The organism is Kitasatospora sp. NPDC001132 (assembly GCF_053598415.1).
Map to the genome: position 1 here is coordinate 41,049 of NZ_JBSFKF010000040.1, position 26,197 is coordinate 67,245.

Annotated in this window: 22 protein-coding genes; 9 read left to right on the top strand and 13 right to left on the bottom strand. The window is 73.8% G+C overall.

Annotated elements, in window-relative coordinates; all coding sequences use genetic code 11:
• Positions 1-169: 169 nt before the first annotated feature.
• The 4 genes from ACWDBE_RS34495 to ACWDBE_RS34510 form a co-directional block, all read right to left on the bottom strand.
• Positions 170-1,309, bottom strand: coding sequence for a LacI family DNA-binding transcriptional regulator (locus ACWDBE_RS34495; protein WP_449809916.1), 1,140 nt, complete (start codon positions 1,307-1,309; stop codon positions 170-172).
• Between the two features lie 35 nt (positions 1,310-1,344).
• On the bottom strand, positions 1,345-1,689 hold the full coding sequence (locus tag ACWDBE_RS34500; protein WP_449791463.1) for a DUF4229 domain-containing protein: 345 nt from the start codon (positions 1,687-1,689) through the stop codon (positions 1,345-1,347).
• 121 nt (positions 1,690-1,810) lie between these two features.
• Positions 1,811-2,338: an N-acetyltransferase family protein gene (locus ACWDBE_RS34505; RefSeq protein ID WP_449809917.1), complete on the bottom strand. Its 528-nt coding sequence runs from the start codon at positions 2,336-2,338 to the stop codon at positions 1,811-1,813.
• A 188-nt stretch (positions 2,339-2,526) separates the two neighbouring features.
• Positions 2,527-3,849 carry an MFS transporter gene (locus ACWDBE_RS34510; RefSeq protein ID WP_449809918.1) on the bottom strand — a complete coding sequence of 441 codons (1,323 nt, stop codon included), beginning with the start codon at positions 3,847-3,849 and terminating at the stop codon, positions 2,527-2,529.
• A 120-nt stretch (positions 3,850-3,969) separates the two neighbouring features.
• On the opposite strand from ACWDBE_RS34510, the gene ACWDBE_RS34515 reads away from it, so the two are divergent.
• Positions 3,970-4,980, top strand: a complete 1,011-nt coding sequence (locus ACWDBE_RS34515; protein WP_449791460.1) for a GlxA family transcriptional regulator — start codon at positions 3,970-3,972, stop codon at positions 4,978-4,980.
• 404 nt (positions 4,981-5,384) lie between these two features.
• Here the strand turns inward: ACWDBE_RS34515 and ACWDBE_RS34520 are convergent, their stop codons facing one another.
• A complete protein-coding gene (locus ACWDBE_RS34520; RefSeq protein WP_449791459.1) occupies positions 5,385-5,858 on the bottom strand; it encodes an ATP-binding protein in 474 nt (157 codons plus the stop codon).
• Between the two features lie 636 nt (positions 5,859-6,494).
• On the opposite strand from ACWDBE_RS34520, the gene ACWDBE_RS34525 reads away from it, so the two are divergent.
• Positions 6,495-7,061: a sigma-70 family RNA polymerase sigma factor gene (locus tag ACWDBE_RS34525; protein WP_449791458.1), complete on the top strand. Its 567-nt coding sequence runs from the start codon at positions 6,495-6,497 to the stop codon at positions 7,059-7,061.
• Positions 7,058-8,251 (top strand): zf-HC2 domain-containing protein, encoded by a 1,194-nt coding sequence (locus ACWDBE_RS34530; protein ID WP_449791457.1) that lies wholly within the window; start codon positions 7,058-7,060, stop codon positions 8,249-8,251. Before ACWDBE_RS34525 ends, ACWDBE_RS34530 begins: the two co-directional genes overlap by 4 nt.
• 10 nt (positions 8,252-8,261) lie before the next feature.
• On the opposite strand, the gene purU is transcribed toward ACWDBE_RS34530, so the two are convergent.
• Both purU and ACWDBE_RS34540 read right to left on the bottom strand, forming a co-directional pair.
• Positions 8,262-9,128: a formyltetrahydrofolate deformylase gene (gene purU / locus ACWDBE_RS34535; protein ID WP_449791456.1), complete on the bottom strand. Its 867-nt coding sequence runs from the start codon at positions 9,126-9,128 to the stop codon at positions 8,262-8,264.
• Positions 9,129-9,237: 109 nt separating this feature from the next.
• On the bottom strand, positions 9,238-9,672 hold the full coding sequence (locus ACWDBE_RS34540) for an SCO4402 family protein (protein WP_449791455.1): 435 nt from the start codon (positions 9,670-9,672) through the stop codon (positions 9,238-9,240).
• A 254-nt stretch (positions 9,673-9,926) separates the two neighbouring features.
• Here ACWDBE_RS34540 and ACWDBE_RS34545 point away from each other — a divergent pair, with 254 nt between their 5' ends.
• Positions 9,927-11,228: an ABC transporter substrate-binding protein gene (locus ACWDBE_RS34545; RefSeq protein ID WP_449791454.1), complete on the top strand. Its 1,302-nt coding sequence runs from the start codon at positions 9,927-9,929 to the stop codon at positions 11,226-11,228.
• A gap of 93 nt (positions 11,229-11,321) precedes the next feature.
• Here ACWDBE_RS34545 and ACWDBE_RS34550 read toward each other — a convergent pair whose 3' ends face one another.
• Together ACWDBE_RS34550 and ACWDBE_RS34555 are read right to left on the bottom strand one after the other, a co-directional pair.
• Positions 11,322-12,482, bottom strand: a complete 1,161-nt coding sequence (locus ACWDBE_RS34550; RefSeq protein WP_449809919.1) for a hypothetical protein — start codon at positions 12,480-12,482, stop codon at positions 11,322-11,324.
• A 229-nt stretch (positions 12,483-12,711) separates the two neighbouring features.
• A complete protein-coding gene (locus ACWDBE_RS34555; RefSeq protein ID WP_449791452.1) occupies positions 12,712-14,088 on the bottom strand; it encodes a transcriptional regulator in 1,377 nt (458 codons plus the stop codon).
• A 306-nt stretch (positions 14,089-14,394) separates the two neighbouring features.
• Here ACWDBE_RS34555 and ACWDBE_RS34560 point away from each other — a divergent pair, with 306 nt between their 5' ends.
• Entirely contained in the window at positions 14,395-15,111 is a 717-nt protein-coding gene (locus tag ACWDBE_RS34560; protein ID WP_449791451.1) for a bifunctional DNA primase/polymerase, read from the top strand.
• A gap of 402 nt (positions 15,112-15,513) precedes the next feature.
• On the opposite strand, the gene ACWDBE_RS34565 is transcribed toward ACWDBE_RS34560, so the two are convergent.
• Positions 15,514-16,206 (bottom strand): metal-dependent transcriptional regulator, encoded by a 693-nt coding sequence (locus ACWDBE_RS34565; RefSeq protein ID WP_049649967.1) that lies wholly within the window; start codon positions 16,204-16,206, stop codon positions 15,514-15,516.
• Positions 16,207-16,427: 221 nt separating this feature from the next.
• Between ACWDBE_RS34565 and ACWDBE_RS34570 the strand changes: the two genes are divergently transcribed.
• The 3 genes from ACWDBE_RS34570 to ACWDBE_RS34580 all read left to right on the top strand — a co-directional run bounded on the left by ACWDBE_RS34570 (position 16,428) and on the right by ACWDBE_RS34580 (position 19,261).
• Entirely contained in the window at positions 16,428-17,192 is a 765-nt protein-coding gene (locus ACWDBE_RS34570) for a sugar isomerase domain-containing protein (protein ID WP_392882367.1), read from the top strand.
• A gap of 273 nt (positions 17,193-17,465) precedes the next feature.
• Complete coding sequence (locus tag ACWDBE_RS34575; protein ID WP_449809920.1) at positions 17,466-18,383, top strand: DUF4231 domain-containing protein; 918 nt, start codon at positions 17,466-17,468, stop codon at positions 18,381-18,383.
• Between the two features lie 11 nt (positions 18,384-18,394).
• Positions 18,395-19,261, top strand: coding sequence for an alpha/beta fold hydrolase (locus ACWDBE_RS34580; RefSeq protein ID WP_402406367.1), 867 nt, complete (start codon positions 18,395-18,397; stop codon positions 19,259-19,261).
• Positions 19,262-19,305: 44 nt separating this feature from the next.
• Here the strand turns inward: ACWDBE_RS34580 and ACWDBE_RS34585 are convergent, their stop codons facing one another.
• Genes ACWDBE_RS34585 through ACWDBE_RS34595 form a run of 3 tightly spaced genes read right to left on the bottom strand, consistent with a single transcriptional unit; the run spans position 19,306 to position 25,800 of the window.
• A complete protein-coding gene (locus ACWDBE_RS34585; RefSeq protein WP_449809921.1) occupies positions 19,306-20,268 on the bottom strand; it encodes a 2-hydroxyacid dehydrogenase in 963 nt (320 codons plus the stop codon).
• Positions 20,269-20,308: 40 nt separating this feature from the next.
• Positions 20,309-24,319 (bottom strand): FxSxx-COOH system tetratricopeptide repeat protein, encoded by a 4,011-nt coding sequence (gene fxsT, locus ACWDBE_RS34590; protein ID WP_449791448.1) that lies wholly within the window; start codon positions 24,317-24,319, stop codon positions 20,309-20,311.
• A complete protein-coding gene (locus ACWDBE_RS34595) occupies positions 24,316-25,800 on the bottom strand; it encodes a TIR-like protein FxsC (protein ID WP_449809922.1) in 1,485 nt (494 codons plus the stop codon). Before ACWDBE_RS34595 ends, fxsT begins: the two co-directional genes overlap by 4 nt.
• A gap of 201 nt (positions 25,801-26,001) precedes the next feature.
• On the opposite strand from ACWDBE_RS34595, the gene ACWDBE_RS34600 reads away from it, so the two are divergent.
• On the top strand, positions 26,002-26,196 hold the full coding sequence (locus tag ACWDBE_RS34600) for a DUF397 domain-containing protein (RefSeq protein WP_449791446.1): 195 nt from the start codon (positions 26,002-26,004) through the stop codon (positions 26,194-26,196).
• Position 26,197: the final 1 nt, after the last annotated feature.

Genomic DNA, 26,197 nt, shown 5'->3' on the forward strand with positions numbered 1-26,197 from the left:
CTGGACGAGGGTGAGGGTATTGATCGGAGCGTCCGCATGCCGGAAATCTCACCCTCTGTTAATCCGAATGGAGGTACGGCGCGAGAGCGAAGGATTACTTTTCACCCTATTGGAGTAACCAATGGGCAAACCGGACGAGCTGGCGCCACTCAACGATTACGGGAAGTGATCAGACCGTCGTAACCGTAGCGGCCGGCGCCGTGGAGGAGCGCAACACCAGCGAGGTGGCCAGCGGCGCGACCGGCGCCACTCGCTCGCCGCGCAGCAGGGCCGCCAGCGCGGCGGCGCCCGCCCGGCCCAGCTCCTCGCCGGGCAGGTCGACGGTGGTCAGCGGCGGGGCGAGCAGCGCGGCCACCGCGACGTTGTCCATGCCGACCACCGACAGGTCCTCGGGCACCCGCAGCCCCAACTCGGCGGCGGCCTGGTAGACCCCGGAGGCGACCACGTCGTCGTCGCAGATCACCGCGCGCGGCCGGTCCGCCCGCTCCAGCAGCCGGCCCGCGACGGTCCGCGCGGCCCGGTGGCCGTCGTTCAGGCTCACGCCCAACTCCACGACGTCCAGGTCGAGTTCGCGCACGGCCTGCTCGAAGGCGGCCTGCCGGACCCGGAAGGTGTACGCGGAGTGGCTGGAGCGCAGCCGGCCGATCCGGCGGTGGCCGAGCGCGGCCAGGTGCTCGACCGCGGCGCGCATCCCGCCGGCCACGTCGAGCTCGACGGTCGGGCGGGCCCGGTCGGTGCCGGGGTCGGCGTCCAGGAAGACGGCGGGGGTGTCGGCGGGCAGCTCGCCGAGCTGGCTGTCGTCCGGGGAGCAGATCAGCAGGCCGTCGAAGCGGCCGGCGGTGGCGGCCTCGGCGAGGGTGTCGCGGCCCCAGCCGGAACTGACCACGACGGCCAGGCCGTTGCGGCCGGCCTCCTCGTGGACGCCCTCCAGCACCCGGCCGAAGAACGGGCCCTGGAGGTTCGGCACGGCCAGCAGGATCATTCCGCTGCGGCCGAGCCGCAGCTGCCGGCCGGCCGCCTGGGGGCGGTAGCCGAGGCTGCGGGCGGCCTCCCGGACCCGCTCCCGGGTGGCCTCGGAGACCCGTCGGCCGGCCTCGGCGCCGGAGAAGACCAGGGAGACGGTCGCCTGGGAGACCCCGGCGAGCCGGGCCACGTCCCGTCCGGTGGGCCGGCGGACGGGGGCCGGCCAGGTGCCGAGCGCCCCCTCGGCGGGCGGCCCCTCGACGGGCACCCCCTCAGCGGGCGGCTCCTCGGCGGGCGTCTGCTCGGACGACGGCTCGGAAGGCTCGGAGTCTCGGTTGGCGGGCACGGCGGCTGCGCTCGTGGGGCGGGGCGGAGCCGGGGTCAGCTCTGGCCGGCGGTGGCCGCGCGGGCGGCGTCGTCGGCGGCGTCCTCCTCGGCGTTCTGCGTGGCGATCCGCTCGGCGGTACGGCTGCGCATCCCGGAGACCTTGCCGCTGATCTGCGCGGACATCTCGTCGCGCTGCTTGCTCAGCAGCGCGTAGCTGAGCGGCGCGGAGGCGATCGCGGCCAGCAGGAACAGGAAGATCATGCCGGCCTCACCGCTGACCGGGATGATCTGGAAGTGCCCGAGCAGCAGGGCCACCAGCAGGCAGCCGAGGAAGATGCTGACCCGCAGGGAGGTGTAGCGGAGCGTGGCGTGCGACTTCTCCGGGCCGTTGCTGGTCACTCGACACATCCTTCTTCTTGCGCTGGGGCGGGTCCTCCAGTCAAGCATGCCTGACGGCCGGCGCGGGGCACGGGGCACCGATCCGACCCGCCCGGCCGCCGCGGTCCGTCCGGGACGGGTGTCAGCGCAGGTCGAGCCACATGGTGATGTCGTCCCGGTCGTCTCCGGGGGCGACCCGGATCGCGGCCGGCACCCGGCCGACCTCCCGGTAGCCGCTGCGGGCGTAGAAACGCTCCAGCCCCAGGCCGCCGCGCGCGGTGAGTCGCAGCGACTCCAGACCCCACTCCCGGGCCACCCGCTCGGCCTCGGCGAGCAGCCCGGCCCCGTGACCGTGGCCCTGGAAGTCCGGGTGCACCATGACCCGCTTGAGCATCCGCCAGTGGTCCATCAGGCCGAAGCGCATCGACTCGAAGAACAGCAGGCCGACCAGCCGGCCCGTCCCGCTCTCGTGCGCGACCAGCAGCCGGTCCGGGCCGTCCGGCGCGACCCCGGCGAACTGGCGGTCGGCAGTGTCCCAGACCTCGTCCTCGGTGACCGGCGCCACGAAACCGACCGCCCCGCCCGCGTTGGTGACGTCGATCCACAGCCGGACGACGTCCGTGCGCAGGTCGGGGTCGAGCTTCGGGTCCAGGGTGAAGATGAGCGCCATGAGGCGGAGCCTAGACCTCCGGTACGACCGTCCTACCGGGAGGTCCGGCACCGCCCCCGCCCGCCGGGCCCCGACGTCACGGGAACGCCGGCACCGCCCCGACGTCACGGGAACGCCGGCACCGCCCCACCGTCACGGGAACGCCGGCACCGCCCCACCGTCACGAGAGCACCGGCACCGCCCCACCGTCACGGGAGCACCGGCACCGCGCCACCGTCACGCCCGGTGCCGCGCAGCGCCAGGCAGAGCCCGACCGCGACCGCGCACAGCGCGCCGGCGCCGTACCAGGTGAGGTCGTAGTTGCCGAGCGCGTCCCGGGCCAGGCCGGCCAGCCCGGCGACGACGGCCGCGCCGATCTGGTGGGCGGCGAGCACCCAGCCGAAGACGATCGGGGCGTCCTCGCCGAAGTGCCGGCGGCACAGCGCGACGGTCGGCGGCACGGTGGCCACCCAGTCCAGGCCGTAGAAGATCACGAAGGCGAGGATCGGCGGCTGCAGCGAGCCGGCCAACAGCTGCGGCAGCAGGAGCAGGGACAGGCCGCGCAGCCCGTAGTAGACGGTCAGCAGCAGCCGGGAGTCGACCCGGTCGGTGAGCCAGCCGCTGAAGACGGTGCCGAGCACGTCGAACACGCCGATCAGGGCGAGCAGGCTCGCGGCGGTGGTGACGGGCATGCCGTGGTCGTGCGCGGCCGGGATGAAGTGGGTGCCGACCAGGCCGGCGGTGGTGGCGCCGCAGATCGCGAAGGAGCCGGCCAGCAGCCAGAACGCCCGGCTCCGGGCGGCGTCCCGCAGCACCCGCAGCGAGCGGGTGAGGGCCCGGCCGTCGGCGACCGGCGCGGGAGGGGCTTCGGTGGCGCCGTACGGAAGCAGGCCGAGGTCGGCGGGCCGCTCGCGCATCAGCAGCAGGACCGGGACGGCGACGGCGCTGGCGGCGAGCGAGACCACGACCACGGCCGAGCGCCAGCCGTGCTGCTCGACCAGCCAGGCGCCGACCGGCAGGAAGACCAGGTTCCCCGCCGCGCCGGCGGCGGTCAGCACCCCGGTGACCAGGCCCTGGCGGGCCCGGAACCAGCGGCCGGTGATGGTGGTGGCGAAGGCGCCGGCCATCGAGCCGCTGCCGAGGCCGACCAGCACGCCCCAGCAGAGCACCAGTTGCCAGGGCTGACGCATCAGCATGGTCAGCCCGGCGCCGACGGAGATGGTCAGCAGCGCGCAGACCACCACCAGGCGCACCCCGAAGCGGTCCATCAGGGCGGCGGCGAAGGGGGCGGTGAGGCCGTAGAGCGTCAGGTTGACGGAGGTGGCGCTGGAGATCGTCCCGAGCGACCAGCCGAACTCGTTGTGCAGGGCGTCCATCATCAGGCTCGGCGTGGAGCGGAAGCCGGCCGAGCCGAGCAGCACGAGCAGGGAGACGGCGGCCACCACCCAGGCGTAGTGCACCCGGGGGCGTCGGGCCGGGGCGGGCGGTTCGGAACGGGGGACGGTGGGGGCGGGGGCGCTGCGTTCGGTCACCCGGACGAGTGTTCCGGGCGGCCCGGAGCCGGACGAGTGGCCTGAACGACAGCTTTCGCAAGAATCGGGCCAATGGCCGCGGTAGCCTGGCCCGGACCCACCGACGCCCGAGGGGACGGCATGGCACACCTGGTCGCAGTACTCGCACTGGAGGGCGTGATCGCCTTCGAACTCGGCATCCCCGCCCGCATCTTCGGCGGCGCCAGGGACCCGGCCGGCCGGCCGCTGTACGAGGTGGCCACCTGCACCCTGGACGGACGGCCGGTCACCACCAGCGCCGACTTCCGGGTGCTGGTCGACCACGGGCCCGAACTCCTGGAGCGGGCCGACACGGTGCTGATCCCGGCGTCCGCCGACTCCGCCCCGGACGTCGCCGACGCCTGCTTCACCCCGGCCCTGGCCGACGCGCTGGCACGGATCCGGCCCGGCACCCGGCTGATGTCGATCTGCACCGGGTCCTTCGTCCTGGCCGCCGCCGGCCTGCTGGACGGCCGCCCGGCCACCACCCACTGGCGCTACACCGATCACTTCGCCCGGTTGTTCCCCCGGGTGCGGCTGGACCCCGACGTGCTCTACACCGATGACGGCGACGTCCTCACCTCCGGCGGGGTGGCCGCCGGGGTGGACCTCTGCCTGCACGTGGTGCGCCGCGACCACGGCAGCGCGGTCGCCAACGCGGTGGCCCGCAACTGCCTGGTGCCGCCGTGGCGCGAGGGCGGCCAGAAGCAGTACGTGGAGGCCCCGAGCCCGGTGGACGCCGAGGGCAGCGGCACCTCCGCGGTACGCGCCTGGGCGCTGGAGCACCTGGACGAGCCGCTGGCGCTGCGCCGGCTCGCCGACCGGGCGGGGATGAGCGTCCGGACCTTCACCCGGCGCTTCCGCGAGGAGACCGGCGCCAGCCCCGGCCAGTGGATCACCACCCAGCGCACCGAGCGGGCCCGGCAGTTGCTGGAACGGACCGATCTGACGATCGACCAGGTCGCCCGGGAGTCCGGATTCGGCACCGCCGCCTCGCTGCGGCTGCAGCTGCGCGGCCGGCTGGACGTCGCGCCGAGCGCCTACCGGCGCACCTTCCGCGCCGTTCCCGAAGGCCTCGCCCTCCCCGAAGACCCTGCCCGGCAGGCTTCCTGAGCGCGGCCGGGGAACCGGGCCACCGGTGGCCGGATCTCGTCGTTCCCCGACGGCGCCTTGGATGGCGGCAGGCCGCACGCGCCTCCGGCACTGCACGGCAGGCCGCCATCCAAACACGGCGCGCGGGCCCTGAACCCGCGCCGCACCCTCCGCACTCGCCGAGGAGCGGCCCGCGACCGGCCGTCCGCGGTCCCCCCTGCTGGCACGAATCCCCTGGACAGCAGCACCGCGGCGGTGGACGGACGTCCCCTCGGCGTCCCCTCGCGACGGAGCGCCGCACCCAAGCGTGATCAGTCGGATACGTCACGTCAATGGCTAGTCCGAAATTCGGAATGGTTGCGTCACCTTTCGGCCGGTGATCAGCACCGGGGTCGGGCACCGTCCGCCGGCCGCCGCGAAAGCCGCTATTGCGCCAATGCCGCCCAGTCCACGTCGGCCAGCGGATCGGCCGGGCGGGCGTCGCGGCCGATCTCGCACCAGACCCGCTTGCCCGAGCCCTCCGGGTCCCAGCCCCAGCGCTCACAGAGCAGCTCGACCAGTTCCAGGCCGCGGCCGTTGGTCGCGTCCTGGTCGGCGCCCGCGTGCCGCGGGGTGGGGGCGGCCTGGCTCGCGTCGGCGACCTCCACCCGCAGCGGGGCGGCCGGCCCGCCCTCACCGCTCCCGTCCGCCACCGGAAGACAGAGTCTCAGCACGGCCGGACAGCCGGTGTGCACCACGGCGTTGGTCACCAGCTCCGAGACCACCAGCACCACCGTCTCGGCCATCGGCGCGTCCGGGTCCACCCCGTGGTTCAGCAGCCTCGAGCGCACCCACCGGCGGGCCCGGCCGACCTCGGCGGGGTCAGCCTGGACCGCCAGCTGTACCTGAAGAACCTGCACCGCTCCACCACCCGCACTCGCAGTTCGGCCTTAGTTCCGATCGGGCCGGATCGGCCGGCGGGCCCTCGCACGTCGCCCGGTGCCACCCGAGCCGCACCCGGGCGCCCGCCCGATCCGTCCGCCCGCGCCCACTCGTCCGCGCCGCCTCGTCGGTCGGGTACCGGCCGCGACACGAATACGCCTCAGGATGGGCGGGGGGACCGACAGCAGCAAGCGCTTCGGGCATATTCCGGCGATCGGGCGACAGGGGAGTGCATACTGTCCCGCTCACTCTCGCGAGCCTCGCACCGGTGACCGTCCGGCCCGGGCCGACCTGCCGGTCCCGCCGTCGGGAACCTACCGCCGCGCGTCGCGCGAGCCCCGCCCGCCACTCGCGAACCACCCGTGCGACATGTGTCCGACGGCTGTCGAACAGCGGCACCCCGAACGGCCCCGGGCGACCCCGGGACGCACCCCGGCCACTCCCCCGGGCCGGGAGCCGGAAGGCGTGCGGCACCTCCCTACCGGAGGGCCCACCCATGAGGAGGGCGAAACGCTCGGAACGGTTCCGATCTTGCCGGAATCGCTCCCGGCGCCACCCGGCCGCAAGATACCGTTGGGTACGCCAGCGAACCCGGTCAGGAGGGTGGTTTCCCGATGGCCACCCCGGAACGGAACCCGCGCTGGGACGAGCAGTTGCAGCGCCGCCTCGCCCGCGGCGAGGAGACGGCGCTCGGCGAACTCTACGACCAGCTCGCACCGATGGTGCACGGCCTGGCCGGGCGGGTACTGGCCGACCAGGCCGCCGCCACCCAGCTCACCCGGGAGATCTTCGCCCACGTCTGGGAGCACCCCGAGGACTACGACCCCGCCCGGGGCACCCTGCGCTCCTGGCTCGGCGCGCTGACCCACCACCGCGCGGTCGAACGGCTGCGGGCGCGGCGGGCCGCCGAGCGGGCACCGGGCGCGGAGGCCGAGATACGCGCCGTGGCCACCGCCGCCCGGGTCCAGTACGTGGTCGACTCCCTGCCCCAACCCCTGCGTGAGACCATCGCGGTGACGTACTACGACGGCCGCACCTACCGCGAGACGGCCCGGCTGCTCGGCATCAGCGAGCAGGCCGCCAAGCAGCGGATGCGGCTCGGTCTGGAGCTGCTGGCCACCGAACTGGCCGACGAGCGCGCCCGCCAGGCCGCGGCCGGGGACGGGAACGGGGAGACGTGAGCAGCACAGAGGAGCGGCACGACGCCCTGCGCTCGCTGCTCGGCGCGTGGGCCCTCGGCGCCTGCCCGGCCCGCGAGGCCGCCGAGTTGGAGCAGCACCTGGGCGACTGCCGGGAGTGCGCCGAGGAGGCGGCCCGGTTGCGCGAGGCGGCCGGCTGGCTCTCCCTGGACGAGCCGCTGGACCAGCCGGGCCCGCTGCGCCAGCAGGTGCTCGACTGGTGCCTGGCCCGCCGGCCGGCCGAACTGCCCGTCCCCGCCTGGGGCATGCCGTACACGGCGGAGACCGCCAAGCTCGACGCGCTGCTGCGCGACCTCGGCCCGGAGGAGTGGCTGGAGGTGGCCGAACTGCCGTGGCACGGCGGCACCGAGCGGCTGCGCCCGGCCGAGGTGCTGGGCCACCTGACCGCGGTGGACGGCTTCCTGGCGCTGGCGCTCGGCCTGCCCGACCCGGTGCCGGCCCTCCCCGGCCTGCCCGCCGCGCCGGCCGGACGGCGGGTGCCGCCGCAGGAGCCGGCCGCCGGGTCGGCCGTGCCGCGCGTCCCGCCGCAGCGCGGCCCGTACGACACCATCACCGCGCGCACCGCCCGGCTGATCGCCGACCAGGGCGGCCTGGCGCCGCAGTCGGTGCGCTCCCGCTGGCGGCGGCAGGCCCACGACCTGGTGCGCAGCGCCGCGCTCGCGCCCCAGGGCAACACCCCCGTCGACTACGGCTTCGCGGTGCTGCCGCTGCGGGACGCCTTCGTGGACCGCGCCTTCGAGTGCTTCGTGCACGGCGAGGACGTGGCCAGGGCGGTCGCCTACCCGTACGACCCGCCGGCGCCGCAGCACCTGCGGCAGATGGTGGAGCTGGTGGTCCGGCTGCTCCCCCGGGCACTGGCCGGGCTGCGCGCGGCCCGGCCCGAGCACGCCGGGGCGCCCGGCCTGCCGGAGGGCGGGGTCCGCCCGGCCCGGCGGGTGCGGCTGATGGTCGACGGCCCGGCGGGCGGCGAGTGGCTGATCGCCCTCGACGGCGACGAACGCACCGGCGGCGCGGGCGGGGAGCCGGTGGCCTCGATGGTGCTGGACGGCCTGGAGCTGTGCCAGCTCGCCGCGGCGCACCGGGACCCGGACCGGCTGCCGGTCGGCGAGCACGGCGACCGGGCCGCGGTGCGCGAAGTGCTGCACGCGCTCCCGCTGCTCTCCCGGCCCTAGGTTCGAAGGCCTACGCGAAGACGACCGTACGGGTCCCGTTCAGCAGCACCCGGTGCTCGCTGTGCCACTTCACCGCGCGGGCCAGCGCCTGGCACTCGACGTCCCGGCCGAGCGCGACCAGCTGGTCGGGGCTGACGTCGTGGGTGACCCGCGCGACCTCCTGCTCGATGATCGGGCCCTCGTCCAGGTCGGCGGTGACGTAGTGCGCGGTGGCGCCGATCAGCTTCACGCCGCGCGCGTGTGCCTGGTGGTACGGCTTGGCGCCCTTGAAGCTCGGCAGGAAGGAGTGGTGGATGTTGATCACGCGGCCGGACAGCTCGGTGCACAGCTGGTCGGAGAGCACCTGCATGTAGCGGGCCAGCACGACCAGCTCGACGTCCTCCGCCGCGATCAGGTCGAGCAGCTGCCGCTCGGCCTGGGCCTTGGTGTCCTTGGTGACCGGGATGTGGTGGAAGGGGATGCCGTAGCTCTCGGTCAGGTCCCGCAGGTCGGTGTGGTTGGAGACCACCGCGGCGATCTCCACCGGCAGGGCGCCGATCCGGGTGCGGTAGAGCAGGTCGTTCAGGCAGTGCCCGAACTTGCTGACCATGAGCACGATCCGCATCCGCTGCTCGCTCGGGTGGATCTGCCAGTCCATCCCGAAGGAGGCGCCGATCGCGGCGAAGCTGGCCCGCAGCTTGTCCACGGTGACCGGCTCGGGGGCGGAGAAGTGCACCCGCATGAAGAAGAGCCCGCTGTCGCCGTCCCCGAACTGCTGGCTGTCGATGATGTTGCAGCCGGTCATGAAGAGGTAGCTGGAGACCGCGTGGACGATGCCCTGCTTGTCGGGGCAGGACAGCGTGAGGACGTACTGGGCGCCGGCCGGCTGCTGTTCCACTGGGGGTATCCCGTTCTGAGGTCGTGACGTGCGTGGATGGTCCAGCGTGTCACATCCCGGACACCTGCCGCCCCGCTGCCCGTACTGCGGGACGGCGGGCGTCCGGAGGTCAGACCTGGGTGAGGATGCGCAGCACGTCCAGCGACTTCGGCGGCGCGTCCGGGTCGTCCCCGTCGCCCGTGGCCAGCGCGACGTGCGCCTCGCGGGCGGCCCGGACGGTCTCCGGCCAGCCGGGGTGGCCGAGGTAGGCGGAGGCCGGCGCGTCCGCCCCGACCTCGTGCAGCATCTGCACGGCCCGCAGCACCGCGACGTCCACCAGCGCGGCCTCGGCCGGGTCGCGGAAGATCGTCCCGACGTACTTCTCGGCCGACCAGCGGTCCAGCCAGGTGTCCTCGACCAGCCGGTAGACGGCGTCGGTCACGTCGCCGTAGCCCTCCCGGCCGGTCAGCCAGGTGTCCTGCTGGAAACCGGGGTCGGACAGCATGTGCAGCGCCGAGCGCAGTCGGGCTCGCCAGCGCCACCAGGGCAGGTCGTTGAGCGGCATGCCGCCCATCGTGCTTGAGCGGTGGCTCGGACGAGAAGTGTTTCGGGCAGACCGATACGAAGATTCTGTGCTGGCGGACATGGTGAACGATCGTACGTTCCCCGTCTGTTCGCGCTCCACTCGCGATCTACACGCGTACCTCCTCGGAGTTCGGCGGCCGTTCGCCATCCGTTCGCACTTCGGCCCTCTCGACTTGTGGCACCGGGGCTTGGCTTGCTCCGGCGCGCCGGAGGGCGCCCAGAGAGGGAATACCGATGACCAGCCGAAGGGACTCCTTCCAGGCCCGTCCCCAGGTCGTGCGACGCCGCCGCCGACGCCCGATCGCAGCCGCCGCGACCACCGCGGCCCTGCTCCCCACCCTCTTCTCGGCCTCCGCGTGCGGCGGCTCGGCCGATGCTTCCACCAGCGGCAACGACCTGACCGTGATGACCTGGGCCCCGGCCGGCACGGGCTCCGCCGACCGCCCCGGCATGACGGCGCTCGCCTCCGCCATCGGCCAGGACGTCAACACCAAGGGCGGACTGAACGGCCACCGGCTGCGCGTGATCACCTGCAACGAGCACAACACCGCGGACGGTGCCCGCGCCTGTGCCCAGCAGGCGGTGGACGCCAAGGCGGTCGCCGTGATCGGCTCCTACAGCCAGTGGGGCGAGGCGTTCATGCCGGTGCTGGAGCGCGCCGGCATCCCGCTGATCGGCGGCTACGGGCTCTCCCAGCCGGAGTTCTCCAGCCCGCTGTCCTACCCGGTGGACGGCGGCATGCCGGCGCTGATCGCGGGCAACGGCCGCCAGCTGGTCGACGCCGGCTGCAAGGCCGTCTCCCTGATCCGCCCTGACACCCCGGCCGGCGACAACCTGCTCGGCTACCTGGGCACCGCGCTGCGGCCGGCCGGGATCAAGCTGACGGACGTCAAGGCGCCCGAGCAGTCCTCCGACTACACCCCGGTGATCCGCAAGGCGATCGGCAAGGACGAGCAGGGCAACTGCATCACCAGCGCCCTGGCCGCCGAGCCGACCGGCAACCTGCTGGACGCCTACCGGCGGGTCAGCGTGAAGAACACCCGGATCGCCTCGGTGATCGGCAGCGTCCAGCAGTCGGTGGTGGACTCCACCGGCGGCGACACCGGCCCGCTCGGCGGCGCCTACGTCACCAGCTGGTACCCGCCGGAGTCCGCGAAGATCTGGGACGGGCTGCGCGCGGTGGTGCGCACCGACACCACCGGCGGGCACTCCATCGACGTCTCCGACCCCGGCGTGCAGACCACCTGGGTCGCGTACGAGGTGTTCCGGACGGCGACGCAGAAGCTGGCGGAGGCCGGGAAGCCGGTCACCCCGAAGGCCGTCTCCTCGCTGCTGGACAGCGGCGAGGGCATCGATGTCGGGATCACCCCGCCGCTGAACTGGGGCACCACCAACATGCTGCCCAGCAGCGGGTCGCCGCGGCTGGTGAACACCTGGGTCACCTACCAGGTGGTCAAGAACGGCCGGATGACCCTGCAGCAGCCGGGCTTCGTGGACATCCGCTGGGCACTCACCGGGGGCCGCCCGCCGGCCTGACGCGGACCGCGCGCCGGGGCGGGAGGGGGGCGGGCCTTCGGGCCCGTCCCCCTCGTCGTTCACACGGCCCGGTCGCTCACAGGCCCCGGTCGCTCACAGGTCCCCGTCGCTCCGGTTGGGCAGTCCGGTCTGGGCGGCGATCGCGTTCCAGAGCGTGGCGGCCTGCTTCTTCGCGGTGGTCGCGGTGCCGCTGGCCTGGACGGCGTTCTTGTAGTGCTGGTTGTCCTGCTTCTTCGCGTCGCAGGAGCCCTGGGCGTCCTGCGCCCAGGCCGCGTACTCGTCGTCGGCCTGGGCCGAGGCCGTCCAGGCCGCGTTGAGCTGGTCGACCAGCTGCTGGCCGCCGGGCAGCTTGTCGGTCTTCAGCTGGCCGAGCTTGCTCTGCAGTTCGCGCCGCTTGCCGGCCGCGCCGGACAGCGCCTGCTGGGACTCGGGCAGCTTGTCGCACTTCTGCACCGAGGCGACCGCGGAGACCACCGCGCTGCGGCTGTCGCTCGCGGTGCCCAGCAGGTCCGACAGCGGCTGCGCCTGGGCCTTGACGTCCGGGTCGACGGCCGCGCCGGAGCCGCTCGTGCTCGGTGTCCCGGCGGTGGGGGCGGTACTGGCGGTGGCGGCCACCGGGGTGGACTTCTTGTCGTCCTTGGCGTCGTCGCCGCCGCCCATCAGCACCGCGACCAGGATGCCGGCCACCGCGCAGCCCGCCACCACACCACCGACGATCAGCTTGTTGGACGGGCGGCCGCCGCGCCCCCGAGCACCCGCCTGGGTGGCGCCGAAGCCCTGCTCGAAGCCCTGGCCGTAGCTCTGCCCCTGCTCGGGGGCGTAGCCCTGGCGGTAGTCCTGGGCCGGGTAGCCCGGCTGCGGCTGCGCGGCCGGCGGGTAGGCCTGGTAGCCGGGCGCGGGCTGCGGCTGCGGGTAGCCGGGCTGGGCCTGCGCCGCCGGGTAGCCGGCCTGCGGGTCGCCGGCCGGGTACGGCGGCAGGTACTGGGTCTCCGGGACCGGATCGGGCTGCGGGGCAGCGTAACCGGGCTGCTGCCCACCCCACGAGGCACCCGGCCCGGGCGCCGGCTGCGCGGGCATGGCCTGGGTCGGCAGCGCGTGCGCCCCCTCGCCGAGGTACTCCGGCTGCCCGGAAGGCTGCCCCACCGGCGGCACGGCCGAGTGGGCCTGCGGCTGGCCCGGCTGGCCGGGCTCGGGGCGGAACAGGTCGTCCAGGTTGAAGTCACCGGAGTTCGGGTACGAGCGGCGCTGACTCAACGCGATTCCTCACCTGTGCAGGACCGCGCACTGATGGCGGACCACATCTCGTCGGTTCTTGGGAGCATCACAGTTCCTTGGACGTCGCGCCCACGCTACCGGTTCGCCTCACCGGGTGACCACGTGGGCGGGACATCCATCACGCTCCCTGCACAGACGATCCGCGGCCGCCCCGGGCTCGGGCCGCCGCCCGGGCCCCGAGGACGGGGAGGAGCCGCGGAGACCGACGCTACGCCGCCTCGGCGTCCGCCCGGGCGTGGAACTCGCGGACCACCCGCTGCTCCCGGTACGGCTCCAGCCGGCGCCGGAACTCGTCCAGGTACTCCACGCCCCGGTTGGAGCGCAGCCCGCTGAGCAGCCGGACCGCCTGGGCACCCGTCTCGCAGGCGCGTTCCAGGTCCCGCTGCTGGAGCTGGGCGGTGGCCAGCAGGACGAGGTCCACCGCGCGGCGCCGGACCCTGGTCGGCGGGTGCAGGTCGAGCGCCCGGCGGGCGTAGTGCTCGGCCTGGCCCGCCTGCTCCAGGTCCCGGTGGCAGTGGGCCAGTTCGTCCGCGAGGTAGGCGTCGTCGAAGTGGGCGATCCAGTCCGGGTCGTCCTCCGGGCGGCGCTTCTCCATCATCTCCAGCGCCCTGGCCGACACCGCCTCGCAGGAGCGGGCGTCGCCGAGCAGGGCGTGGCCGCGGGCCTCGGCGGCGTAGAACATCGCCATCGCCGTCGGGGTGGCCACCGAGCGGGCGCCCTCCTGTGCGGCGCGGGCGAGTTGGGCGATCTCCCGCGGGTTGCCGAGGGTCGCCGCCAGGTGGCTCATCGAGGCCGCCAGCACGTAGCCGCCGTAGCCGCGGTCGTCGGCGGCCTGGGCCAGCCGCAGCGCCTGGATGTAGTAGCGCTGGGCGAGCCCGGGCTGCCCGGTGTCCACCGCCATGTAGCCGGCCAGTTCGGTCAACCGGGCCACTGCGGCGAAGAGTTGGCGTCCGGTCTCCTCCCGGTAGGCGCCGCCGAGCAGGCCGGAGACCACCGAGTTGAGGTAGTGCACCACCACCGGGCGCACATGGCCGCTGCCGAAGCGGTGGTCGAGGTCGACCAGCATCGCGGTGGTCGCCTTGACCGCGGCCACGTCCGTCGGGCCGACCCGGGGGCCGCCGGTCCGCGCCACCACCGGGTCCGGCGGGGTGATCAGCCAGTCCCGGCTGGGCTCCACCAGCGCGGAGGCGGCGACCGTCGCACCGGTCAGGAAGTCCCGCCGGCCGACGTCGCTGCGCCACAGCTCGCAGACCTGCTCCAGGGCGGCACCGATGGTCGGCGCGAACTGGAGCCCGATGCCGGAGCTCAGGTTCTTGCCGTCCGCCATGCCGATCTCCTCGACCGACACGCTGCGGCCGAGCTTGCGGCCCAGGGCCTCGGCGATCACGGCCGGCGCCTGCCCGCGCGGCTGCTGGCCGCGCAGCCAACGGGCCACGGAGGTCTTGTCGTACCGAAGGTCCAGCCCGTGTTCGGCGCCGCAGAGGTTGACCCTCCGGGCCAGGCCGGCGTTGGAACAGCTGGCCTCCTGGATCAGTTGCTGCAGACGCTCGTTGGGCTGTCGTGCGACGAGTGGTCTCGCGGCCATTGGGCTTCGCCTCCCCACACCCTCCGGTCCCGGCCGGCGGGCGACGCTTCTGCTGATCTGTTGCCGACTGTCCGACCATCCAAGGAATCTGACACAAGGTTAGCGATCAGCAACGCCAGCGGGATACCCACGGTGACGAACCGCACCCCCCTTGCGCCCCGGGAAATGCTCCTGTGCGCCCCCGCTGCGCCTGCCCTCAGCCCCTTCAACTCGGCCGACTAACCGGAACGGGTGACGTTGCCGGGATACGCCCAACCGGGCGCCATCGGGCCGTAACCAGCCTCACACACGGTAGTTGAGCACCCCGTGGAAGACATCCCCGACGCCCAGGACCGGAACGAGAGGGCCGACCCGCCCCTCTTACTCGTGGAAGCTGTCGGCTACGCCGAGACCCGCCACTGGGAGGTGGCCCCGGGCGCCTGGCTGGTCGACGACGACGGCGACGGCGGAGTCCGCTGCTCCTGCGGCGACCGGCGCTGCACCCTGCCGGGCGCCCACCCGCTGGACCCGGACTGGGCGAGGCAGGCGAGCTCCGGCCCCGGTGCGGTGCGGAGCTGGTGGACCGAGCGGCCCGACGCGTCGGTCCTGCTGCCCACCGGGCGCTCCTTCGACGTCCTGGACGTCCCGGAGACGGCCGGCTGCCTGGCGCTCGCCCGGATGGAGCGGATGGACCTCCAGCTCGGCCCGGTGGTGGTCCAGCCCGCCGCGCCCGGGCGGATCGGGCGGCGGCTGCACTTCCTGGTGCTGCCCGGAGGCGCGGCCAGGCTCCCGGAGATGCTCCGCCGGCTCGGCTGGCCGCCCGGCCGGCTGGACCTGGTCGCCCGCGGCGAGGGGGACTGGACGGTCGCCCCGCCGTCCAGGATCGGCTCCCTGGGGTACGCCCAGTGGGCCCGCTCCCCCTCCGCGCTCAACCGCTGGCTGCCGGACGCCGCCGAACTGATCAGCCCGCTGGCGTACGCCTGCGGCCGCGAGACGCCCTCGGCCCGGACCGCCCGGACCGCCCAACCGGCGCCGGTGGGCTGAGTTCCGCCCGCTCCTGCGGGCCCCGGAACGGCCGCCCTCTGCCGATCGGGTGAGGGCGTGCACCGCGCGACACAACGCGCGCACGTGACGGGCCTTGTCTCCCACCGGGGGCGGGGCCCGTCATACGCATGTCCGGATAAGGCTTCCGTGTACCCGCTGGTCAACCGACAAAGCCCCTCGTACGAGTGACAGCACTCAAGGATTGCCATGATCGGCCGAGGGGAGGAATTGCGATGTGTGGGGACGCCGGCAGGGGCGCTCGGACGGGGAAGCCGGGCGGCGGCGGTGGAGGGGAGCGGGAGGGGCGGAGGGGAAAGGGAGGGAGCGGGGAGGGAACGGGGAGGGCGAAGGGGCCCGCTGCGTGGAGAGCAGCGGGCCCCTTCTCGGTACGACGGACGTGGCTCAGGCCTGGGCGACGAAGACGTGCTGGGCGATGTCCTTGCCCAGCTCCGCCGCGTTGTCCCCGGTGCCGACCAGCACGCCGCCGACGCCGGCGCTCACCTTGACCGTGGAACCCGGCCGCACGCCGGCCCGGCGCAGGGTGCTCATCAGGGCGCTGTCGGTCTGGATCGGCTCGCCAATCCGACGGACCACCACGTCGGCCCCGGCCTCGCCCGGCTTGACGGTGTCCAGCGGGACGAGCCCGGCGTCGAAGCCCTCGCCCTCGGCCTTGGTGTCGCCCAGCTCGTCCAGGCCCGGGATCGGGTTGCCGTACGGGGACTGGGTGGGGTGGCCGAGCATGGCGAGCACCTTGCGCTCGACCGTCTCGCTCATCACGTGCTCCCAGCGGCAGGCCTCCTCGTGCACCTGCTCCCACTCCAGGCCGATCACGTCGACGAGCAGGCACTCGGCGATGCGGTGCTTGCGCATGACGCGCACCGCGAGCCGGCGCCCCTCCTCGGTCAGTTCGAGGTGGCGGTCCCCGGCGACCTGGAGCAGCCCGTCGCGCTCCATCCGGCCGACCGTCTGGCTGACCGTGGGGCCGCTCTGTTCCAGGCGCTCCGCGATCCGGGCGCGCATCGGGACGATGCCTTCCTCCTCCAGCTCCAGGATGGTGCGAAGGTACATCTCAGTGGTGTCGATCAGCCCAGACATCGCCGCTGGCTCCGTTCTTCGGTGTCCTCACCGCCAATTCTGACGTACGGGACCGACAACCGGGCCCGCCCCGGGGCTCCGGAGGCCCGTTTCGTTCCTGTTGACAACGGTGCCGCCGGGGCGCGACCGTGCTCGCCGAAGCTTTCTCCACCGGCGGTCTGGACCACCCGGACCACCCCACCCGGCCGGATCCCCCACCCGGCAGAGAGCGAAGGCACCAGATGAACGACCTGGTCGACCGGTACTTCGACGCCGCGATCGCCCACCTCCAGCGGGTCCGCGTGGAGGAGGCCGACACCATCGAGGCCGCCGCCGCGCTGCTGGCGGAGGCGATGACCGAGGGTCGCCGGGTCTTCACCTTCGGTGCCGGGCACTCCGCGCTGGCGGCCCAGGACGTGGTCTACCGGGCCGGCGGGCTGGTCCCGATGAACCTGCTGAACGTGCCCGGGATGGCCGGGGTGACGGTGATGCCCGCACCGCTGTCCAGCGCGCTGGAGCGGGTCTCCGGGCTGGCCACCGCCACCCTGGACCTCACCCCGGCCACCACCGGGGACCTGCTGTTCGTGATCTCGCTCTCCGGCCGTCAGGTGATGCCGGTCGAGCTGGCCCGGTACGCCCGGGACCGCGGCCTCAAGGTGGTCGGCGTGACCTCGCTGGCGTACCCGGCGGAGGTGTCCTCGGCGCACCCGACCGGCACCTACCTGAAGGACCACTGCGACGTGGTGCTGGACAGCAAGATCGCGGTCGGCGACGGCGAGCTGACCCACCCCGGCGCCGAGACCACCTTCGGCCCGGTGTCCACCATCGTGACCAGCGCGCTGATGCAGGCCGTGGTCGCCTCGGCGGTCGGCCGGCTGGCCGACCGGGCGGCCGCCGGGGAGTGCCCCGCGCCGCCGCTGTTCCGCTCCGGCAACGTCCCCGGCGGCACCGAGTGGAACGCCAAGCAGATGGCCGAGAACGCCGACCGGGTCTTCTACACCTACTGAGCCCCTCCCGCACCCGCCGGGCCGCCCCGCCCACCCCCGGCCGGTCGCCCGCGCACGCCCGCCGACCGCCGCGCGCCCCCACCGCCTCCCCGCACGCTGGGTGCAGGAGCGAACACGAGGAGTACCGGACAAAGCAGCGGGCCTTCCCGGCCACATCCGGCCGCACCGGCCGTCACCAGGCGTACCGGTCGGCCCCCTTGGGCAGGAGAGCGGTGCGACCGGAGCGACTGGTGGGGGCCGAACATGGCGTCTGTTGCGGGACGGACCGGGTGGGTGCGCGAGCGGGACCTGCTACCCGAGTTCTTCTGGGCCGCCGACGCGGCCTCGCTGCGCGGGCAGCGGCGTTCGGTGCTGCTCTGCGCCTGGGAGCTGGTCCTGCTGGTGGCCGCCGCGGCGACCGGCTCGGCCGACGGCGAGCCCTGGGCGTGGCTGGCGGCGGCGGCCTACCTCGGCGCGATCGCGCTGGCGGTGGTGGTCAGCCGGCAGAACCCCCAGGGCCTCTGGTACGAGGGCCGGGCGGCCGCCGAGTCGGTGAAGACGCTGGCCTGGAAGTACGCCGTCCGGGCCGACGCCTACCAGCCCCCGCCGCGCGCCCTGCCGGACGCCGAGGGCCTGTACCGCTTCCAACTCGCCCGGGTGCTCGGCGCGTTCCGGAACAGCCCGGTCGCCGTCCCGGACGGCGGGGTGGAGATCACCCCGGCGATGCACGACCTGCGCGGACAGCCGCTGGCGGTGCGCCGCGAGGTGTACCTGGCCGAGCGGATCCAGCTGCAGCACGACTGGTACCGCGCCAAGGCCCGCTACTGCGCCCGCGCCGGGCACTGGGCCGGAGTGCTGGGCGTGCTGCTGCCCGCGCTCGGCCTGGTGCTCGCCCTGCTGCGGGCGCTCGGCGCCTTCAGCTACGACGCGCTGGGCACGGTCTCGGCGGTGGCCGCGTCGGTCGCCGCCTGGGCGCAGCTGCGCCAGTACCGGCCGCTCGCGGCCGCGTACGCCCTGGCCGCCGAGGAGCTGGCGCAGATCCAGCGCCAACTCGCCCAGCTGGACCTGGAGTCGATGGAGGCCGAGGAGGTCTGGGCCCGCCTGGCCCGGGACGCCGAGGACGCGATCTCCCGCGAGCACACCACCTGGCAGGCCCGCCGGGAGGTGCGCACCACCACCGACCGGGAGCACGCAACCGACCCGGAGCACTGAGGAGGCCGCAGGTGTCGTTACGGACGGTCAAAACGGCGGACGACCGCGCCCTCGCCGTCGAGTCCCTCGGCGACCCGCGCGGCCGTCCGGTGTTCCTGCTGCACGGCATGCCCGGCAGCCGGGTCGGCCCGCACCCGCGCAGCACCGTGCTGTACCGGCTGGGCGTCCGGCTGATCTCGTTCGACCGGCCCGGCTACGGCGACTCGACGCGGCTGTTCGGCCGCCGGGTGAGCGCGGCGGCCACCGACGTGCGCACCATCGCGGACGAGTTCGGGCTGGACCGCTTCGCGGTGCTCGGCCGCTCCGGCGGCGGCCCGCACGCGCTGGCCTGCGCGGCGCTGCTGCCGGACCGGGTCAGCCGGGTCGCGGTGCTGGTCGGGCTGGCCCCGCGCAACGCGGCCGGCCTGGACTGGTACGCGGGGATGACCCCGTCCAACGTCCGCGCCTACAAGGAGGCCGAGCGCGGGCACGGCCGGATCGCCGACGCGATGGAGTTCCGCTCCCGGCAGATCAAGGACGACCCGGTCCGGCTGCTGAACGGCCTGCGCACCGAGCTCTCCGCCGCCGACCGGGAGGTGGTGGCCGACAGCGGGCTGCGCCGGATGCTCCAGAGCAACTACCGGGAGGCGTTCCGGCACGGCGCGGACGGCTGGATCGACGACGTGCTGGCCTTCACCGCCGACTGGGGGTTCGAGGTCGGCTCGATCCGGGTGCCGACCTGGCTCTGGCACGGCGCGGACGACCAGTTCTCGCCGGTCGAACACTCCCGCTGGCTGGCCGACCACATCCCGGACGCCCAACTGTTCCTGGAGCCCGGCGCCGCCCACTTCGGGGCGTTCCGGGTGATGACCACCGCCCTGGCCTGGGCGGCGGGCTAGGCACCAGGGCTCAGGCGCGCACCGGCGTCAGGCCCGCACCGGAGTCAGGCCCACACCGGCGTCAGGGGCGCCGAACCGCCGAGCACCGCCAGCACGTTGTCCACCGCCAGGCCGCCCATAGCCTGGCGGGTACGGACGGTGGCGCTGCCCAGGTGCGGGGCGAGCACCGCGCGCTCCTGGGCGAGCAGCGCGGACGGGACGGCCGGCTCGCGCTCGAAGTTGTCCACGGCGGCGGCGAACAGCGCGCCGGACTCCAGCGCGGCGGCCAGCGCCTCCTCGTCCACCACCCCGGCGGTCATGCTGACCACCACCGCGCCGCGCGGCAGCAGGGCGAGCCGGCGGGCGTCCAGCAGGTGCCGGGTCGCGGTGGTGAACGGGCAGGTGACGACCAGCACGGTGGAGGTGGCGAGCAGATCCTCCAGCGGCTTCCAGTCGGCGCCCTCGGCCTGCTCGGGCGGCAGTTCGCTGCGGTTGTGGTAACTGACGGGCATGTCGAAGGCGCGGGCCCGGCGGGCCACCGCCTGCCCGATCCGGCCCATGCCGAGCACGCCCAGCGGGGTGCCGGCCAGCTCCAGGCCGAGCAGGAAGTTCGGCGCCCAGGTCCAGGGCGCGCCGGAGCGCAGCAGCCGCTCGCCCTCGCCGAGGCGGCGGGTGGCGGCCAGCAGCAGCGCCCAGGCCATGTCGGCGGTGGCGGTGGTGAGCACGCCGGGGGTGTTGGTGACCAGCACGCCGCGTTCGGCGCAGGCGGCCACGTCCACGTTGTGGTAGCCGACGGCGTGGTTGGCGACGACGGCCAGCCGCGGGCCGGCCGCGTCGAGGAACTCGGCGTCCACCCGGTCGTCCAGGGTGGTGATCACGGCCCGGCGCCCGCGGACGGCGGCCAGCAGTGCGGCCCGGTCCATCGCCAGGTCGGAGTCGTGGCAGGTGACGGCGTGGTGCGCGGTGAGCCGCTCGATGACGCCGGGGGCGAGGCGCCGGGTGACCAGGACCGGGGGCGGGATGCTCATGGTCTCGCAGCGTACCCCGCCCCTCTCCTGGTCCTCCCGATCAGACCGGCTGCGGCTCCAGGTCCCGGTTGATCCGCTTCCAGCCGCGCGCGGAGACCGTGTTGGGGTGCTCCTCGCCGACCTGCCGGATCAGCTCGGAGATCGCCCGCGCCCTCAGCTCGGCCGCCTGGGTGTGCCGGCCGGCCGCCCGCAGGGTGATCGCCAGGTTGGCCTCGCAGGCCACCGCGTCCGGGTGCTGGGCGCTGTAGCGGTCGCACAGCCCCTGGTAGGCGGCCCGGCCGAGCCGCTCGGCGCGATCCAGCTGCCCGTCGTCGCCGTAGGCGTTGGCCAGGTTGATCATCGCGTTGAGGGTGTACGGGTGCTCCGGCCCGACCGAGCGGGTCAGCCCCTCGACGGTGAGCCGGCCGCGCTCGATGGCGCCCTGGACGTCGCCGCTGCCCCGCAGGTAGATGCCGAGGTTGTTGGCGCAGGCCAGGGTGAACGGGTGCTCGTCGCCGAACAGTCGCCGGTGGCCCTCGAAGACGGTGGAGCAGAGGTCGCGGGCGGCCTCCTTGTCACCGGAGGCGCTGTGGTCGGCGGCCAGGTTGAGCGCGCAGGCGAGCGCGTCGGGGGCGTCGGCGCCGTAGCGCTCCAGGTAGCGCTCGTAGGTCTCCTTGGTGATCCTGCGGGCCTCGGCGAGCTGGCCGATCCGGCGCAGCGAGACGGCCAGCGACTTGGCGTTGCGCAGGTTCTCCGGCAGGTCCGGGTCGAGCACGTCGCCGAGGTCGGAGGTGACCTCCTGGAGCAGGTCCACCGAGCCGCGGTAGTCGCCGAGTTCGCGCAGGTCGCGGGCCAGGTTGGACTTGGTGGACAGGGTGTAGGGGTGCTTGGGGCCGAGGACGGCGGTGCGCCGGTCGAGGGTCTCCTGGTCGAGTTCGCGGGCCGCCTCGCTGTCGCCGACCAGCCGGTAGTCGATCGCCAGGTTGTTCGCCATGGAGAGCGTGCGCGGGTTGTCGTCGCCGAACAACTCGCGGAACTGGTCGAGGATCTCGCGGTCGAGGTCGAGGGCGGCCTGGAACCGGCCGAGCGCCCTGCGGTCGGCGCCGAGCGAGCCGGCCGTCATCAGGGTGTACGGGTGGTGCTCGCCGAGCAGGGCCCGCTGGCGCTCCAGGGTGTCCTCGTCCAGGGCCAGCGCCTCGCCGTAGTTGCCCTGGGAGCGCAGCACGTTGGCGAGCTGGAAGCGCAGCAGCAGGGTCTGCCGGTCGTCCTCGCCGAGCTTGCCGGTCCACTCCACGTCCAGGGCGTGGCCGAGGTCGCGGGCACGGTCGAGTTCGCCGCGCTTCCACAGGTAGCGGACCCGGTCGATGAGCAGCTGGCGGGTGTCCGCCTCGTCGCAGTTGTGCGCCTTGGACGGCGACAGGTGCGGCCAGATCTCGTCGAAGGCGGGCCAGTTGGCCGGGTCGTCGGTGTCGCCGAGGACGGGCCGGGCGCCGGTGAGGATGCGGTGCACCTCGTGGACGGCGACCTCCTGCTCGTCGGCGGTCATCCCGGCTCTGATCACCGCCTGGACGAGCCGGTGCACCTGGAAGCTGTTGCTGCCGGCGTCGACCTTGGCCAGCGCGTACCGGCCGATCGCCTGGATCACCTTGCCCAGCATGAACTTGTCGCTGAGGTCGGCGTCGAACTTCACCAGCGCCCGGATCATCTGGTCGCTGTAGAAGAGGTTCATCGAAATCGGCTCGGGCGCGAAGAACGCGCAGAGCTGGAGCAGCCGGACGGCCGCCGGGGACTGCTGGCGCAGCCGTCCGATCGACACGTTCCAGGTCGCGGCGACCGGGGTCGGGTAGTCGGCCGGGCGGCCGACGGCCAGGGCGCGGGCGGCCTCGGCGTGCAGCTGGGAGACGTAGGTGTCCACCGGCGTGCCGGTGGTGTCCAGCCAGGCGGCGGCCACCTCGACGGCCAGCGGCAGGTCGCCGACCGCCTCGGCGACCCGGTCGGCGTCCGGGCGGGAGAGGCTGCGGGCGCGCCGGCACAGGTGCTCGACGCTCTCGCCGCGGGTGAAGACGTCGACCTCCAGCGCCTCGGCGTGCCCGGTCCAGGCCTGGTTGCGGGAGGTGACCAGGATGTGGCCGGAGCCGCCGGGGAAGAACCGGCGGATCTCCGCGGGCTCGTCGGCGTTGTCGAAGATCAGCAGCCAGCGCGAGGTGGGCACGCCGCGCCGCAGCGCCTCCCTGGCCGCCTCGGCGGCCTCGGTCACCGAGTCGCCGACCCGCAGCCCCAGTCGGCGGGCGAGTTCGGCAAGCGCCGGGGCGACCAGCTCGGTCTGCTCGGCGTCGATCCACCAGACCAGGTCGTAGTCGGACATGAAGCGGTGGGCGTACTCCAGCGCCACCTGGGTCTTGCCGACGCCGCCGAGCCCGTACAGCGTCTGCGGGGTGGGCAGCACGGCCGCCATGCCGCCGCGCAGCTGGTTGCGCAGCTGCTCCAGCACGGCGGCGCGGCCGGTGAAGGACGGGTTGCGCGGCGGGACGTCCCACACCGAGGGCTTGCTGCCGGGGAAGCGCGGCCCGCCGCTGGGCGCGTCGCCGAGCGGGGTGTCGCCGCGGCCGAGCGCGCGCAGCAGGCTCTGGATCGACTGCGTCTCGTCGCGGCCGACCAGGTCGACCGGGTTGCGGTTGCTGAACGGCGCGGTGAGCCGGACGTCGCCGACGCGGACCGGCAGCAGCTGGCGCCGGGTGCCGGAGGGGTCGGAGCTGACCACCGACTCCCACAGCGCCCGCGCCTGCGGGGAGCGCTGGTAGGCGGGCGAGAGCACCGCGACCGTCCGGTACGCGGAGTCGATGCCGCGCTCGGTCTCCTCGCGCGGATCGGTGCCGGCGCTGAGGTCGCGCGGCAGCACCCGGAAGCCGGCCCTGGTCAGGACGGACTCGATCCAGTCCGCCCACATCCGGTCCTCGGGGACGTAGGAGAGGTAGAGGTCGGCGGGCACGGACGGGCGGCGGCGGGTGAACGCGTCCACGTAGCGCAGCCGCACCTCCTCGTCCATCGGCGGCAGGCCGGCCGCCCGGCCCTCGGTGATCATGGAGGTGAGCCGCTCGCAGGCGGCCAGCATCGAGGTGGGCGTGCCGGTCTGGTCGCCGAAGGTGGCGAGGATCTCCTCGTAGGCGTAGAACGGCCGGTACGGGATCTCCACCGAGCCCCAGTACTGGGCGAGTTCCTCGCCGTCCAGGCCGGCCGGCAGCCCGTCGAAGCGGACCCGGGCGAGGGCGCGGCCGGCGTCCGCCTTCTCCTTCTCGCCCTCGTCGATGCGCATCGGGACGGGCAGGATGCGGATGCCGCGCTCGCGGTAGCGGTCGTGGATGTGCTGTGCGATCCGGGAGGCGCCGTCGATGGACTGGTCGCTGAGGGTGAAGCAGACCACCAGGTCGTCGGGCATCTGGACGGTGCAGATCTCGGCGATGTCGGACAGGCCGGTGCGGGAGTCGATCAGCACGTAGTCGTAGCGCTTGGCCATGTCGGCCTTGAGGGCGTCGAAGAACTGCCCGCCGTCGAAACGGTCGTAGAAGATGTCCCAGTCGAGGTGGGTGACGGCCTCGGAGTAGTCGCGGTTGAACTGGCCCGCGGAGAGGAAGTCCAGGCTGCCGCCGGCCGGGAAGTGCGGCCAGGTGAGCGAGAGCGCGTGCGGGTGCACCCGGGCGAAGTCCAGGTGCCAGCCCTCGGCGTGCTCGACGGGGCGCAACGCCTCCTCGCGGTACTCGGCGATCAGGTCCATCATGCCCGTGGTGCCGGCCAGCGAGGCCTGGTCGAGGAACGGGTGGAAGAACTTGGCGAGGCCGGGCGCCTCCAGGTCCCAGTCCACGGTGAGGACGCGGAAGCCGTTGGCGGCCAGGATCCAGGCGGTGTTGGCGAGCGCCATGGTGCGGCCGGTGCCGCCCTTGTACGAGTAGAAGGTGATGATCCGGCCGTTGCGGTCCCGTTCCGCCGCCTGCCGCTCGGCCTCCCGCTGGGCGGCCAGGTCGGCGGCGGTGAGCCCGCCGAGGCGGAGGTTCCTGGTGCGGTTGTCGTCGTTCATCGCGGTCCTCGTCCTCCCAAGGGCGCCATCCCGTCATCGGGTTCATCGCCGTCGTCGCGGTACGGGTCGTGCTCGCGGTACGGGTCGTTGCCGTTGGTCCGACTTCGACGGATGGTGCGGCCGTTGCCGCGGTCGTTGCCGTTGGTGCGGTCGTTGCCGTCGGTGCCGCCGTCGTGGCCCTGGTCGTCCTCGAAGGGGTCCGCCGGGGATCCGTCCGGTCCGTACCCGCCTCCCGGGCGCCGGAACGCGTCCCGCAGGCTCGGCCGGGGCGGCGGCGGCTCCTCCGGTTCGGCCCGGGTGCGGCCCTCGAACGCGTACTTGGCCTTCATCGCCGCCCGGGGCAGGGCGTCGTCGAAGTCCTCCAGGGTGTGCAGCCCGGTCGGGCCGGTCGCGCCGAGGAAGCTCGGCCGGCTCGCGCGCCGGGTGATGCGCAGCGTCTCGTCGCTCAAGTCGTTCAGTTCGTCCGAGCGTTCGGCGCACTCCGGGTCGTCGCCGTTGAACGGCTCCAGGATGCTCACCCAGGTGGCGTCCGAGCGGTCGAAGCGCCGGACCAGCTCGCGCCGGCGCGGGTCGCGCAGCGCCCAGCGGTCGAGTAGCAGCAGGCCGGGCGCCTCGGCGTTTCCCTCGATGATCGACTCGACCTCGTCGTCGAACTCGTGCACGGTCGGCTGGAACCCCAACTGCCGTGCCAGCCTGGCCGCGTGCTGGGCGATCGGCGAGCCGACCGGCCGGTACGGGTGCCAGTCGGTGCGCCGCTCGCCGTAGTAGTCGGGGTTGCGGTCGGCGGGCAACTCGTTCTGGTGGTAGGCGAGTACGGAGATCCGCAGCTGCCTGGTCGGGGCGGTGACGTTGAAGGCGCTCGGGAGGCCGTTGAACTCCAGCCGCCGACCGACCGGGATCACCGTCTCCTCCGCGACCTGGACGATCCGGGCCGCCAGCCGGTGCACGGCGAGCTCGTAGGCGGAGCGGAAGTAGCTGAGCTTCATGAGCGCGTAGAGGCCCTCGGTGGCGTACTCGGGGCCGAAACTCGCGTGGTTGAACTGGAGTTCACTGGCCACGTCCGGCAGCCGGTAGCGGCTCATCGGGGCCCACAGCACCGGCACGATGCCGCTGGTGCGCTCGGAGTCGAGGTTCGCCGGATAGACCGGCCGGCGGGTGAAGGCATGCCATTCCTGGCCGCACGGAACGCTGTTGAAGTACCTCGGGGAGTAGAGGGGCACGAACACCCGGCACGTCGCCAACTCGTCGGACAGCCGTTCGGCCCACAACTCGCCCTGGTGCATGGACTCGTCCATGAAACCGACCGCGACCCCGTCCGGGACGGTGGTCAGCTGGAGCACAGCCTCGCAGAGATCCCGGTACAACTGCCTGACCCAGTGGTTCGGATCGCTCGCGCCCCGCGCACCGGCCTTGGGGGTGTGCGCGTAGGAGAGGAAGAAGTACGGCCGGGCGTCGTCCTCGTCCCAGCCCCGGTCAGTCACACGCGCCTCCCCCGGGCCCGTCGGCAAACCTGCCTCCCGCAGCCCCCGTGCGGCGGGGCTTCAGTGTAGGAACGACTGACACCCCAATGGAATAGCACAACGTCTCGCACGAATTGACATGACCGAAACGAGGTCGCCACCCGTGCACTGGGAGCAGTACCCTCGTTCCGGCCGTCGCGCACCACCACCAGGGGGGAACTCGTGGAACACCTCGACTGGCAGCGGGCCAGCACCAGCATCGGCAAGGACGAGTGGATCGAGATCGCCTCCGAGGGCGACCACGTCTACATCCGGCAGTCCGACGACCCCACCCTCGTCGTCACCACCACCCGCACCAAGTTCAACGCCTGGGTCCGCGGCGCCAAGGCCGGCGAGTTCGACCACTTCGTCGCCTGAG